Raw genomic sequence first — 12,570 nt, 5'->3', positions numbered from 1 at the left:
GTCTTGGAAGGTTTTGTTTGCCATGTGTAAAAAGGATCTGTTGTTGAAGTGGGTGGAAATGTGACGAGACACGTTCGGCGCCTGCGCGACCTGGTGCTAGGGCTCGCCATCCTGGCGCTCGCATTGCTTGTCATCGCCAAGCTCGAGAACGAACAGGCGCTGCGCTTTTCCGGCTTGTTCTCAGTGATCGATGGCGACACGCTCATCGCAGACGGCGAGCGGCTGCGCATCGAAGGGATCGATGCACCCGAACTTTCTCAGGTTTGCAAGGCGGCGGATGGGGCACCCTATGCCTGCGGCGAGGAGGCGCGCCGTGCCCTGATTGCGCTCGTGTCCGGGCGTGGCTTCGAATGCACAGGTACACGCCGTGATCGTTACGGCCGGTTGCTCGTGGTCTGCAAGCGGGGCCTCGACGATCTCGGGGAGATACTCGTGCGGACCGGGTCTGTCGTTGCCGATGGACGTTACCTTGCGAGTGAGACAGAGGCCCGACGGGCAGGCGAGGGGATCTGGCGGGGCGATTTCGAGCGCCCAGCCGACTGGCGACGACAGCGACAGATCGATGAAGCGGAACTCACGGGTTGGGTCGAGGCGTTACCGCCGCGATGGCTGACACATTGGTTTTGAGGACGAAAGAGAGAATGGCCGCTGACAATCCTTCGCTGCCGAGCATGCCCCGCGGTGACGTGCCGCCGACGATCGACGCCTTGTCGAGCGCAATCGCCCGCTGTCGCATTTGTCGCGATTGTCCGGCCGGAGGTCCCGAGCGGCGGATGCCGCATGAACCGCGACCGGTCGCCTGGCTTTCGGCGACAGCACGGGTGCTGATTGCCGGGCAGGCGCCGGGGCTTCGGGTGCATGAGACGGGCATCCCCTTCAACGACGCCTCCGGTGACCGCCTGCGCCAATGGTTGGGCATTGATCGCGACACCTTCTATGATCGCAGCAAGCTGGCGATTGCGCCGATGGGCTTCTGTTTTCCCGGCTATGACGAGAACGGACACGATCTGCCGCCGCGCCGGGAATGTGCGCCGCATTGGCGACAGACGGTGATGGATGCCATGCCGCGGGTCGAGCTCATTCTCGCCATCGGGCAATATGCGCAGGCCTGGCATCTTGGACGGCTGCGCCGCAAGACCATGACCGAGACGGTGACCCATTGGCGGGACTTCCTTCTCGCCAATCGCGAGGGGCCACGCGTCTTGCCCCTTCCCCATCCGAGCTGGCGAAACACGGCCTGGCTGAAACGTCACCCCTGGTTCGAGGCCGAGGTGCTGCCGGTGCTGCGACGAGAGGTTTCCTTGTTGATAGCTTGAAATGATTTTCCATAATTTTTATCAAATCGGCTATATCAAGAAAAATCAGTTTTTATAGGGTTTGCCATGGACCGCCTCGATCGCAAAATTCTCCGTATTCTTCAGGAAGATTCGACGCTGGCCGTTGCCGATCTCGCCAAAAAGGTCGGGTTGTCCACGACGCCTTGCTGGCGCCGCATCCAGAAGATGGAAGAGGACGGTGTCATCCGTCGGCGCGTGGCCTTGCTCGATCCGGCCAAGGTCAACACGAAGGTAACGGTGTTCGTCTCGATCCGCACGTCCAGTCACTCGATCGAATGGCTGAAGCGGTTCTCCGAGGTGGTGTCCGAGTTTCCGGAAGTCGTCGAGTTCTACCGCATGAGTGGCGATGTCGACTATCTGCTGCGCGTCGTCGTGCCTGACATCGCGGCCTATGATGCCTTCTACAAGCGCATGATCGCCAAGATCGAGATCCGTGACGTGTCCTCTGCCTTTGCCATGGAGCGGATCAAATACACGACCGAGTTGCCGCTCGACTACATGGTCCTCGACAATAATAAAGCCGGCGAAGAATAGACCGCGGTGGCGATTACCTGAGCTTCGCGATCCGCTTGGGGTCGCGCATTTCCCGCAAGGCATCCTTGCCGATCCAGCGGGCTGTGGCATCGCTCTTTCCCGCCAGTTTTTGAGCCACAAGGACCGCACCCGTGTGGCAGGCGCGGCTGCGCTTGCCCGTGTTGCGCAAGGCCCAGTTCACAGCCTTCTTGACGAAGTTGCGGGGATCGGTGGCGTGCCGCTCAATCAATGGCAGCCATTCGAGGAACGTCGCGTCCGGCTCATTCCGGTTGTGAACAGTCGCGCCCGCGATCATGGCGAAGGCGCTTCTGCGGATGAACTCCCGGTCGTCGGCGGCGAAGTCTTCAACCAGTTTGCGCCAGCCGGGCGTCCCGGTCAGCAGGTCGGCCGCCGCGTCGACGATTTCCCACGAGTTGAATTCGTCGGCGAGCCGCCGGATGTCGTCCGATGACAGCAGCGTCGGAACGAAAGTCCAGATCGCCAGCAGGCGCGCTTCTCGTATGCCGGATGCCCAGAGGTCTTTCGCGCGCGCCTGATTCGGGCCGATCACCTTGGCCATCTGCCGCAAAGCGGGATTGCCGATGCCAAGGGCATCCTCGGTGACAATCCCGTAGCGCGCCAAGCCGGCTATGTTCTCCTCCGACCGCATCGAGCGCAAGTATGCGATGATCTCGGCTGCGGTGGAGGAGGGGCCGATCATTTTGTTTCGAGCCGGGCCAGCAGGGAAGATGTGTCCCAGCGGTTGCCGCCGAGTTTCTGCACCTCGCCGTAGAACTGATCGACGAGCGCCGTGACCGGCAGGTTCGCACCGTTGCGGCGCGCTTCCGAGAGCACGATGTCGAGGTCCTTGCGCATCCAGTCGACGGCAAAACCGAATTCGTATTTGCCCTGGTTCATGGTCTTGTGGCGGTTTTCCATCTGCCAGGAGCCGGCAGCCCCCTTGGAGATGACCTCTATCACCTTTTCGATGTCGAGGCCGGCCTTCTTGCCGAAATGCACGCCCTCGGCCAGGCCCTGGACGAGGCCTGCAATGCAGATCTGGTTGACCATCTTGGTCAACTGGCCAGCGCCGGCGGGGCCCATCAGGCCGACCATGCGGGCAAAGGAGTCGATGATCGGCTTGGCGGCCTCGAAGGTGTCCGGTTCGCCGCCGCACATCACGGTGAGCACGCCGTTTTCCGCACCTGCCTGGCCGCCCGAAACCGGGGCGTCGATGAAGCCGCAGCCTTTGGCCGCGGTGGCTTCGGCGAGTTCGCGTGCAACCTCGGCGGAGGCGGTGGTGTTGTCAATCAGGATCGCGCCCGGCTTCATGGCGGCAATCACGCCGTTTTCGCCCAACGTGACCGAACGCAGGTCGTCGTCATTGCCAACGCAGGTGAAGACGAATTCTGCGCCCTCTGCGGCCTCAGCCGGGGTCAATCCATGGTTGCCACCGAACTTCGCCACCCAGTCCTCGGCCTTGGCCGTCGTGCGGTTATAGACCTTTACCTCGTGGCCACCCTTGACCTTCAGGTGTCCTGCCATGGGAAAACCCATCACGCCCAAACCGATGAATGCGACCTTTGCCATTTCGTCTCTCCTGCCTTGCGGTATGAGACATGCATAGTCGAAGCTCCGTGGCCTTGAAAGGCCTTCTACTATTATCGGGCAGTGTCGGGGGCAGCCGCTTTCCGACGGATCTCATCGTCCGGGGTCAGTTCAAGGCTCATCTTGCCCAGACGGCTTGATATCTCGTTCCACAATCGCCGTAGACGGCGAACATGGAGGTCGTCGCCGATCCAGTCCATCAGATGCTCGATGGCGCGCGAGGACATCTCCGGCGTTTCACTGATGGTCGTCAGTGCCCAGATGCTGAATTCCCGCGCATCGACTTCCTTGATCTGCCCGTCTGCACCGGGAATCAGGAATTTTGCCGTACTCGTTTCCTGAACGTGCTTCATCGGCCCGGTCGGGGCCAGAAGAACTGCTGCATAGATGCGGTCAAAGGCATCGATCGCCTTTTCTTCCGTTGAGGTGTCGCTGTTACGGTTCTGTTTCAGGGCCCGTTCCAGGTCGAAGATCGTGCGGACGTTGAACTGGCGCAACAGCAGAAAACGATCGAGACCGACGACGCAGCACAGTTGGGCTTGGGCGATCCAGTCGACCGTCTGGTAGATGCCGAAGGGTGTTTCGATGTGCAGCATGATCGGGTTGTAGGTGGCGAGTGATTGCACATCGGAGATGCCGCATTCTTCCAACCGGAAGCGCGTGAAGAAATCGATGCCGTCGATCGCATCGAGCGGCACGACCCTTGTCCACTCGATGAAGCGGTTGTCGGATTGCTTGATCCAGTTGATCTGGCTCCCGACCTTGACGAGGATGAACTGCAGCACGCTGCCGGGCAGCAGGCCGAAGGCCAAGCCAAGCAAGATCCAGAGAGAGGACAGCTCGGTGACGGGCGCGGTTCTCTCGATGCTGATCACCTCCTGGACCGCACTGAGATCCGGCAAGGCTCGATAGAGTGCGGCCGAGGCAAGCACCGAGATCACGATCATCGCCGCCTGTCTGATCATCGTGTAGCCGTTCAGATCGAAGACCGCGAGCGCCTGGATGAGATAGCGCAGAGAGGACAGGTAGGCGCCGACAAATGTAATCGCTGCGACAGTCAGGACGTTTTCGGCGAGCTGCCTGAGGTCGGTTGCGGCGGTATCTGCCGCAAAATTCATTCCTCCGACGGTGAGGAGGTTGAAGGTCGGAATGCTTGGGCAGTCCCCGGTCGGTGCAAGACATCCAAAGCCTGAGAGGGTCAGCGTAAACCCGGCAAAGACGACCAGCGAATAGGGAAGGGCCGCGACGAGCAGTCTCATGTCACCGCGATTGAGGAAAAACCGTGTCTGTGAGATCGTCTCGTTGATCTCGGTGATGATGTCTTCCGGAGATCGTCCTGTGTGATGCGAGCTCGCGTCACCGTTCTCGCCATTGCCTCTCACATCGGCGGCATATTTGGTCCGGACAAACTCGAAGGAGGGGCTCGTCGCATCCTCAGCCTGATCGACGACCGGAAAGGTTTTGACGTAGTCCCGGATGAGGCGCAAACGCCGCAACCTGATCTCGTATCGCCCGAAGATCAAGGCGAAGACGGTCACCAGAGAGATTACAAACGCTAAGATAAGCGTCCAGATGACGGGCCCGCTCCCGCCAAGCGCAGTGGCAACTTCTGTTTGCATGACTTCCCCCTTTTTGTCAGGGGAAGCCTAGGGATCGGGCGCTTCTTGGCTACTAATCGTATGCAGCCCTGGGTGGAAAATACATCCTTGGGTTTAGGTTGTGGTCTTTTTCGCGACGACCAGATGCCCTGGCGACGGGTTGCCGTCCTGCATGCGTACGTTGATGTCGGTGATCTCGACCACTTCGAAGCCTGTCGCGGCCAGTCGTTCACGCACATAGGTCTCGGAATGTACGAAGCGCTGGTGCGGGCCGACCATGAAGGGCCTCCCGGCCATGATGTCGTCCGGCATCGTTTCGGACGAGAAGACGAAGATCCCGCCGTCGCTCATGTTCTCGGCAGCGCCAAAGAAAAGCGGTTCGAGGGCGCCGAGATAGGGCAGCACGTCGGTTGCGGTCACGAGGTCGAAGGGTTCGTCGTCATTGTCCTCGAGGAAATCCTCGAGTTCGGCCACATAGAGGGTCTCGTAGAGATCCTTTTCATGGGCGATCTCGACCATCTTTTCGGAAATGTCGATCCCGGTCATGTCGTCCACCACGTCGCGCAGCGCGCCGCCGGTCAGGCCTGTGCCACAGCCGAGGTCGAGAAGGCGCTTGAACGGGCCGAGACCGAGCGACTGCAGGCGCTGGCGGACCATCATCGGCACGGTGTAGCCGAGCTGTTCGACGAGAATGTCCTCGAAGGCATCGGCATGCTGGTCGAAGAGCGTCTCGACATAGGCGTCGGGTGCTTTGGGCGGGGCTTCGCCGCGGCCAAGTGCAGCAATACGGACCGATGCGCCGCCGTGGTCATCGGGGTCGATCGCCAGCACTTCCTCATAGGCCTTGACAGCTGCGTCGATATCGCCTGCCTTCTCAAGGGTGAGTGCGCGGTTATAGGCTTCTGCCAGGGCTTCTTCGTCGATCTTGGCCATGTAAGGCTCCTGTTATCGCGGCCGCTCATCGGGCCTTTGCCGGTCGTCTAACGGGTCAGGCCGAGCTTGGCAATGCAAACGGAACACTGCGGGGGCTCTTGGTGTTTCCTGATCAGGGAGCTAAGCATGGAACAAACGTCTGAGGATAAGTCCGGCATCCTGCCGCTGGAGAGCGCAGAGCCCGCGCGCCTCGCACCGGCCCTGCCGGCGAGTTCGGCCGAGAAGGCCAACATGATCATCCACTATTATCGGGGCGAGATCGGTCGTATGACGAGCTGGCGCGACCGGATAGACCGAACGACGAACTGGTCTATGACGGTCGTGGCGGGCCTTTTGTCCGTTTCGCTGTCAACGCCGTCGTCGCATCATGGCGTGGTGCTGTTCGCCATGCTTCTGGTCTCGGTCTTCCTCTTTATCGAGGCGCGCCGCTATCGCTTCTTCGATGTCTACCGGGCGCGGGTCCGCCAGCTCGAGCGGCACTATTTCTCCCAGGCGCTCTGCCCGCAGGCCGAATTGAAACCCGATTGGGCGGCGGCGATCGCGGCCAGCCTTCGACGGCCCGTCTTCCTGATGGCGTACCGCGAAGCACTCTTCCGTCGTATCCGGCGAAACTACATCTGGATGTATCTCATTCTGCTTCTCGCCTGGGCGCTGAAAATCTCCAGCCCGAAGCTGCAACAGAACGAGGCGCCCGCCGAGTTCGTCAGCAGCTTGTCCCAAATCGTCCAGAACGCCCATCTTGGACCGCTGCATGGCGGCATCGTGCTGGCGCTGGTCGGCGCCATCTATATCGCGCTGCTCCTCGCCATCCTATACCGGGAGCCGAAAGATGGGGAAATTGCCCATGGCGAGGTGCATGTCTGATCTCAGTGCAGAATGAACTCGCCCTTCAGAGAACGCCATTCGCTGGCCGCGATCATCCTCTTGTGCACATAGGTCACCGAGTGGAGCGGGCCTTCGATCTTGTCCTGCCAGAAGCGCAGGAAGCCGCGCATCTCCGGAAAGTCCGGAGCCAGATCGTAATGCTGCCAGATATAGGTCTGCAGCAGGGAAGGATGATCGGGCAGGCGGTAGAGGATCTGGGCGGTTGTCAGCCCGTAACCCTTCAGCATCAGTTCCATTTCGCTGTTCATGTGCCGACGTTCCCCGTGTTCTCGTGGAAGACGGATCGACGCGGGCGGTGTCATCGCTTCCGCGACCGACCGGGGCCGCGACCGACGCGGGCCCTGACATGATGGAAACATCTGTTGGTGAAGGAAGTGCTAATAAAGGCGGTTGGCGACCCAAGGCGGGGTCGCCAACCGATGGTCAGCGTTTCAGGTGACGGGTCAGGCGCGCCTCGATCGCACCCCATGCGTGGCGCAGCGCCTCGACGATGGCGAGATAGAAGATCGCCGCCCAGAGATAGGTCTGGTAGTCGAAGGTGCGCGAGAAGGCGTAGCGGGTCTGGCCCATGAGATCGAGAACGGTGACGACTGCGACGACGGCCGAGCCCTTGATCATGAAGATGATCTCGTTGCCATATGGGCGAAGGGCGACGATCAGGGCCTGCGGCAGGATGATCTTCCAGAAGGTAATCGACGTGGGCAGGCCGAGAGACTTGGCACCTTCCGTCTGACCACGCGGTACGCTTTGGATCGCACCGCGCAGGATTTCCGCCTGATAGGCTGCCGTGTTCAGCGTCATGGCAAACAGCGCGCAATACCAGGCCTCGCGGAAGAACCACCAGAGGCCGATCGCTTCGATCTGCGGACGGAATGAGCCGAGGCCATAATAGATCAGGAAGATCTGCAACAGCATCGGCGTGCTGCGGAAGACATAGACATAGGCGTAGGCGACCGTGTTCAGGATTGGGTTCCGCGCCATGCGGGCGAAGGTGACGGGAAGGGAAAGGAGCGCGCCGAGGGTGATCGACCCGAAGGTCAGCATCAGGGTGGTGGCGAGACCGTCCAGGTACCGCCAGCCATAGCGCTCGATCTTTGCCGGATCCCAGCTCGATGCGAGGTACCAGACAAGTGCGAGCCCGAGAACAGCCCAGAGAGTGAGGATTCCATAACCCGCGACGCGGGCCAGGTTGATACGGCTTGCCTTCACCGGTGGCGCCGGGCGGGCAGGGATCATCTCCAATGCGTGGGTCATCGGCTCGCCTCCGCGCGGTTTGCCCAGCGTGCGATGGCGTTCAGGCCGATCGAGGAGACTGTGGCAAGCACGAGATAGAGAAGGCAGGCAATCCCGTAGAACATGAAGGCTTCCTTGGTCACGCGCGCCGCAACACCCGTCTGCCGCACGATGTCTGCCAGGCCGATGACCGAGACGAGCGCCGTATCCTTCAGGAGCACCAGCCAGAGATTGCTGAGGCCCGGGAGGGCGATGCGGATCAACTGGGGCACGATGATCAGCCACATGGTCTTGCGCCTCGACAGGCCGACCGCGCTACCGGCCTCGTACTGACCGCGCGGGATGGCCTGGAACGCCGACAGCAGAACTTCCGAGGCATAGGACGAGAAGACGACCGAAAGGGCGATCATGCCGGCCACGAAGGCATTGATCTCGACGCGTTGGTCGATCCCGAGCCAGGTCAGGACGGACTGGACGAGAATCTGGAAGCCGAAATAGACGATGAAGAGTGTCAGGAGTTCGGGCAGCCCGCGAAAGATGGTCGTGTAGACGCCGGTCGCAGCCCGCAGGCTCCATTCACCCGATTGGCGCGCCAGCGCAATCAGGAAGCCGAGGGCAAGTCCGACGGGCAGGGTCGCAAGTGCCAGCGAGATCGTTACCTTGACGCCGAAGGCGATCTCGTCGCCCCAGCCGGTGTCGCCGCAGCCGACAAGCGTATCGGTCGCCAACAGCCGGAAGAGCCCGACGGGACCACAGAGCGGATCGAACGTGTAATTGATCCAGTCCCAGATCGAGCCGAGCGCGGAAGACAATCCGCCCATGCCATTCCCCCTTGGCGGTTTTTCCCGCCTTTTTCATGTCGTTGCAGTTCAAATGCAAAATGGCGGAAGTGTTCGACTTCCGCCACTTGGTTTTATCGGTCTATCCCGGGATCACTCGCCGTAAACGTCGAAATCGAAATACTTCTTGTTGATTTCTTCGTACTTGCCATTGGCACGGATGCCGGCGATCGCTGCGGTGAACTTGTCGGCCAGCTCTGTCTCGCCCTTGCGGACGGCGATACCAGCGCCATCGCCGTTGATTTCGACATCAACCGGAAGCGGCGTCAGGATCTTGCAGCAGGCGCCGGCTTCGGTCTTCAGCCATTCCGAGAGAACAACGATATCGTCGACGACGGCGTCAACGCGGCCGCCTTCGAGGTCGAGCTTGTATTCGTCAGCGGTCGGGTAGAGCTTCAGTTCGCTGTCCGCCATATGCTTTTCCGCATAGTTGGCATGCGTGGTCGAAGACTGGGCGCCGATCGTCTTGCCAGCGAGGCCGGCTACGTCGGTGATGGTCGAATCCTTCGGCACGGCAACGGCCGGCGGAGTGTTGTAGTACTTCTTGGAGAAGTCGACCTTCTCCAGACGTTCCGGGGTGATCGACATGGATGCGATGATGGCGTCGAACTTCTTGGCCTGAAGGGCTGGAATGATGCCGTCCCAATCCTGGGTGACGAATTCGCAGGTGACCTTCATCTCCTCGCAAAGCGCCTTGGCGATGTCGATGTCGAAACCAGACAGCGAGCCGTCGGCTTCAAGGTTGTTGAAGGGCGGATAGGCGCCTTCGGTGCCGATGATCAGCTTTTCCTGCGCCATGGCCGAACCGGCAAAGAGCGAAAGGGCAGCGATCGATGCTGCGGCCAGAAAACGTGTCGGAATACGCATGAGATCCTCTCTGTTGGGTGGACGCCGTTTGTTGTTTTGAGGCGGCTGTCCGTGATCGTGTGGTATGGTCGACCACACTTGGGCCCAATATTCGTCTGGTTTCCCAGCCGAAATCAACTACAAACCGCGTGATCGACAAAATTTGCCCCCTTAATTCCACCAGGGGCCACGGAAGACATTTTTTTGTTCAGCCCGGTGTTGTCTGGTGGAGCAAAAGCCGCTCCAACTCGTTCAGCCACGGTTAATTATGAGAAATCTAGTTTGGCAGCAGCTTCGGTTCGCACAATCGAGCACGCATTCAACAGCACGGACCCGGATGACACTGTCACCGGCCCGTGCGTAGGGAAGGAAACGCAAGGTATGTTCAACAAGAGATTGCTCAACACAGTGGCAATCCCGGTCCTGTCTGTCGCGGTACTGGCGAAGCCTGTCGCTGCGTCTGTCACCGGACATCCAGAACGCCAGACGCAGACGCGACAGGCTGAAGAACAGCTGATCCAGCTGGCCCAGGCCGTCACCTGCACGGATGGCTCGGAAGCGCCTGATGCTGAGACGTGCGCTGCCCGCGATGCCCAGGCGGCGGCTGAGGAAGAAGCACGCCGCCAGGCCGAAGCGGAAGCTCAGGCTGCCGCCGAGGCGGAGGCGCAGCGTCAGGCTGAGGCAGAAGCCCAGGCAGCCGCTGAGGCGGAAGCTCAGCGTCAGGCTGAAGCCGAGGCTCAGGCCGCTGCCGAAGCAGAAGCTCAGCGTCAGGCCGAAGCCGAAGCTCAGGCAGCCGCCGAGGCGGAGGCACAGCGTCAGGCCGAAGCGGAAGCTCAGGCCGCCGCCGAGGCAGAAGTCCAGCGTCAGGCCGAAGCGGAAGCTCAGGCCGCCGCCGAGGCAGAGGCTCAGGCAGCAGCAGCAGAAGCAGAAGCAGAAGCCCAGGCCGCTGCAGAAGCGGAAGCTCAGCGTCAGGCCGAAGCAGAAGCTCAGGCTGCCGCAGAGGCCGAAGCCCAGCAGCAGGCTGAAGAAGCGCAACCTGTCGAGGAACCGCAGGCCGTGACCTGTGCCGATGGTTCGCAGGCAGCCTCAGAATCTGAATGCCTGGCTCCCGCAACCGAGCCGACCGAGGAGCCGCAGCCCGCTGAAGAACAGCCAGCCGAAGAGCAGCAGCCGACCGAGGAAGAGGCAGCTCCCCAACAGACCGACGAGCAGGCTCCTGCCGCCGAAGAAGAGCTGCGCCCCGGTCAGGACGCTGCAGGCGAACAGCCGGCGACCGAAGGCGAAGTGCCTGCCAATCAGGCTGAACAGCCGGCCGACCAGCAGCCCGTGGAAGAGCAGGCAACCGGTGAGGACGTACCAGCCGAAGGCCAGCCGGAAGGCGAGCAAGTGCTCGTTCCTGCCGTAGAACCGCCGGCTGATCAGCCGGTGCAGGAGATCACCGACACCCGCACGACCGAAGAGAAGGAAGCCATCGCCGAGGATCCGTCCCAGACGTCCGAGACGGTCGTTCTGCCGGTTGAAAACGGTGCAGCCGTCCTCGACAGCGACAAGGATGCCGACAACACGGGCGGCGAGGGTGTGCGTGAGCAGCGCAACGAATTGCGTGCCCAGGAAGATGTGGCGCCGCCGCCGGAAACCGATGCTGAGGCTCAGGTCGAAACGACCGCCGCCGATCAGGAGACGATGCAGGCGACGATTGCCGAGCAGGGCACGACGCTTGATGCTGCGCCGACCTTCGAAGTGCCGACAACCGTCGTCAACAACGTGTCGAACAGCACGGTGACCAACAATGTCACCAATAACGTCACCAACAACACGATCGTGCAGAACAACGTGGTCAATCAGGTCACAGAGGTCCGGGTCATCGAGCAGATCGATAACCGCACGGTCATCAATGTCGGCGACCGGATCGTTGTTCGTGGCGACGACCGCGAACGTCTGCGCTACGATGCCGAGGAGACCTATTACGAGCAGCTCCCGCGTGGCCGCACGCGTGAGACCATCGAGCGTGCCGACGGCAGCAAGCTGGTGACGGTGTACAACCGTTACGGTGACATCATCATCCGTTCGCGCATTTCTCCGCGCGGTCGGGAATATGTACTGATGTATTCGCCGGAAGCCGACAGAGAACGTCCGACCATGTATGTCGACGTCGGTCTGTCCTTGCCGCCGATGCGTCTGACCATTCCGGTCAGCGACTACATCGTCAGCACAACGCGTTCGCCGGACCGGGACTACTATGAGTTCCTCGGCCAGCCGCCGGTCGAGCGTGTCGAGCGCGTCTATTCGATCGACGAAGTGAAGTCGTCGGCGCGTATCCGCGACAAGGTTCGTCGTATCGACCTCGATACGATTACCTTCCCGTCGGGTTCTGCCGAGGTGCCGCTGGAACAGGCTCGTACCCTGCGCAAGGTTGCCCAGGCGATTGAGCAACTGCTCGAAAAGGATCCGGGCGAAGTCTTCCTGATCGAAGGCCATACGGACGCCGTCGGTTCGGATCGTTCGAACCTCGTCCTTTCCGACCGGCGTGCAGAAACCGTCGCGAACCTACTGACCGAAGTTTACGGCATCCCGCCGGAAAACATGTCGGTCCAGGGCTACGGCGAGCGCTTCCTGAAGATCCGCACGGAAGCGGCCGAACAGCAGAACCGTCGCGTCGCGATCCGCCGCGTGACCACGCTGGTCCGCCCGGCCGGTGTGTCGAGCAACGATTGATCGACCAACTGACGAAACGAAGAAGGCCGCCGGAGCGATCCGGCGGCCTTTTCTGTCGGGGGT

At 61.1% G+C, this 12,570-nt stretch carries 13 protein-coding genes; 5 read left to right on the top strand and 8 right to left on the bottom strand.

Features of this window, described 5'->3' with window-relative positions:
• The first annotated feature begins 60 nt into the window (after nt 1-60).
• From GH983_RS10285 to GH983_RS10275, 3 genes are all read left to right on the top strand, one after another.
• Nucleotides 61-627, top strand: a complete 567-nt coding sequence (locus GH983_RS10285) for a thermonuclease family protein (protein WP_069043779.1) — start codon at nt 61-63, stop codon at nt 625-627.
• Nucleotides 628-671: 44 nt separating this feature from the next.
• Nucleotides 672-1,316 (top strand): uracil-DNA glycosylase family protein, encoded by a 645-nt coding sequence (locus tag GH983_RS10280; RefSeq protein WP_069043780.1) that lies wholly within the window; start codon nt 672-674, stop codon nt 1,314-1,316.
• A gap of 66 nt (nt 1,317-1,382) precedes the next feature.
• On the top strand, nt 1,383-1,871 hold the full coding sequence (locus GH983_RS10275; RefSeq protein WP_054151055.1) for an Lrp/AsnC family transcriptional regulator: 489 nt from the start codon (nt 1,383-1,385) through the stop codon (nt 1,869-1,871).
• 13 nt (nt 1,872-1,884) lie between these two features.
• On the opposite strand, the gene GH983_RS10270 is transcribed toward GH983_RS10275, so the two are convergent.
• From GH983_RS10270 to GH983_RS10255, 4 genes are all read right to left on the bottom strand, one after another.
• A complete protein-coding gene (locus tag GH983_RS10270) occupies nt 1,885-2,571 on the bottom strand; it encodes a DNA alkylation repair protein (protein ID WP_069041189.1) in 687 nt (228 codons plus the stop codon).
• Nucleotides 2,568-3,440 (bottom strand): NAD(P)-dependent oxidoreductase, encoded by an 873-nt coding sequence (locus GH983_RS10265; protein WP_153762351.1) that lies wholly within the window; start codon nt 3,438-3,440, stop codon nt 2,568-2,570. Before GH983_RS10265 ends, GH983_RS10270 begins: the two co-directional genes overlap by 4 nt.
• A gap of 71 nt (nt 3,441-3,511) precedes the next feature.
• On the bottom strand, nt 3,512-5,077 hold the full coding sequence (locus GH983_RS10260; RefSeq protein WP_153762350.1) for a hypothetical protein: 1,566 nt from the start codon (nt 5,075-5,077) through the stop codon (nt 3,512-3,514).
• Between the two features lie 93 nt (nt 5,078-5,170).
• A complete protein-coding gene (locus tag GH983_RS10255; RefSeq protein WP_153762349.1) occupies nt 5,171-5,989 on the bottom strand; it encodes a class I SAM-dependent methyltransferase in 819 nt (272 codons plus the stop codon).
• Between the two features lie 126 nt (nt 5,990-6,115).
• Between GH983_RS10255 and GH983_RS10250 the strand changes: the two genes are divergently transcribed.
• Nucleotides 6,116-6,853: a DUF2270 domain-containing protein gene (locus GH983_RS10250; protein ID WP_054151050.1), complete on the top strand. Its 738-nt coding sequence runs from the start codon at nt 6,116-6,118 to the stop codon at nt 6,851-6,853.
• 2 nt (nt 6,854-6,855) lie between these two features.
• On the opposite strand, the gene GH983_RS10245 is transcribed toward GH983_RS10250, so the two are convergent.
• From GH983_RS10245 to GH983_RS10230, 4 genes are all read right to left on the bottom strand, one after another.
• Nucleotides 6,856-7,122: an usg protein gene (locus GH983_RS10245; RefSeq protein WP_054151049.1), complete on the bottom strand. Its 267-nt coding sequence runs from the start codon at nt 7,120-7,122 to the stop codon at nt 6,856-6,858.
• Between the two features lie 175 nt (nt 7,123-7,297).
• On the bottom strand, nt 7,298-8,128 hold the full coding sequence (locus tag GH983_RS10240; protein WP_153762348.1) for an ABC transporter permease: 831 nt from the start codon (nt 8,126-8,128) through the stop codon (nt 7,298-7,300).
• A complete protein-coding gene (locus GH983_RS10235) occupies nt 8,125-8,928 on the bottom strand; it encodes an ABC transporter permease (protein ID WP_054151047.1) in 804 nt (267 codons plus the stop codon). The genes GH983_RS10240 and GH983_RS10235 overlap by 4 nt, the downstream gene beginning before the upstream one ends.
• 111 nt (nt 8,929-9,039) lie before the next feature.
• Complete coding sequence (locus GH983_RS10230; protein ID WP_054151046.1) at nt 9,040-9,813, bottom strand: ABC transporter substrate-binding protein; 774 nt, start codon at nt 9,811-9,813, stop codon at nt 9,040-9,042.
• A gap of 360 nt (nt 9,814-10,173) precedes the next feature.
• Between GH983_RS10230 and GH983_RS10225 the strand changes: the two genes are divergently transcribed.
• Entirely contained in the window at nt 10,174-12,507 is a 2,334-nt protein-coding gene (locus GH983_RS10225; RefSeq protein ID WP_153762347.1) for an OmpA family protein, read from the top strand.
• Nucleotides 12,508-12,570: the final 63 nt, after the last annotated feature.

The sequence above is a fragment of the Agrobacterium sp. MA01 genome (assembly GCF_009650195.1).
Taxonomy (GTDB): domain Bacteria; phylum Pseudomonadota; class Alphaproteobacteria; order Rhizobiales; family Rhizobiaceae; genus Allorhizobium.
The sequence above is the reverse complement of the archived record's forward strand: the minus strand, read 5'-3'. Positions and strand labels throughout refer to the sequence as shown.

Coding starts and splice junctions, on each gene's coding strand:
- GH983_RS10235 (WP_054151047.1), bottom strand. CDS start 8,928: ATGGGCGGATTGTCTTCCGCGCTCGGCTCGATCTGGGACTGGATCAAT.
- GH983_RS10255 (WP_153762349.1), bottom strand. CDS start 5,989: ATGGCCAAGATCGACGAAGAAGCCCTGGCAGAAGCCTATAACCGCGCA.
- GH983_RS10250 (WP_054151050.1), top strand. CDS start 6,116: ATGGAACAAACGTCTGAGGATAAGTCCGGCATCCTGCCGCTGGAGAGC.
- GH983_RS10245 (WP_054151049.1), bottom strand. CDS start 7,122: ATGAACAGCGAAATGGAACTGATGCTGAAGGGTTACGGGCTGACAACC.
- GH983_RS10240 (WP_153762348.1), bottom strand. CDS start 8,128: ATGACCCACGCATTGGAGATGATCCCTGCCCGCCCGGCGCCACCGGTG.
- GH983_RS10280 (WP_069043780.1), top strand. CDS start 672: ATGCCCCGCGGTGACGTGCCGCCGACGATCGACGCCTTGTCGAGCGCA.
- GH983_RS10230 (WP_054151046.1), bottom strand. CDS start 9,813: ATGCGTATTCCGACACGTTTTCTGGCCGCAGCATCGATCGCTGCCCTT.
- GH983_RS10275 (WP_054151055.1), top strand. CDS start 1,383: ATGGACCGCCTCGATCGCAAAATTCTCCGTATTCTTCAGGAAGATTCG.
- GH983_RS10265 (WP_153762351.1), bottom strand. CDS start 3,440: ATGGCAAAGGTCGCATTCATCGGTTTGGGCGTGATGGGTTTTCCCATG.
- GH983_RS10270 (WP_069041189.1), bottom strand. CDS start 2,571: ATGATCGGCCCCTCCTCCACCGCAGCCGAGATCATCGCATACTTGCGC.
- GH983_RS10260 (WP_153762350.1), bottom strand. CDS start 5,077: ATGCAAACAGAAGTTGCCACTGCGCTTGGCGGGAGCGGGCCCGTCATC.
- GH983_RS10225 (WP_153762347.1), top strand. CDS start 10,174: ATGTTCAACAAGAGATTGCTCAACACAGTGGCAATCCCGGTCCTGTCT.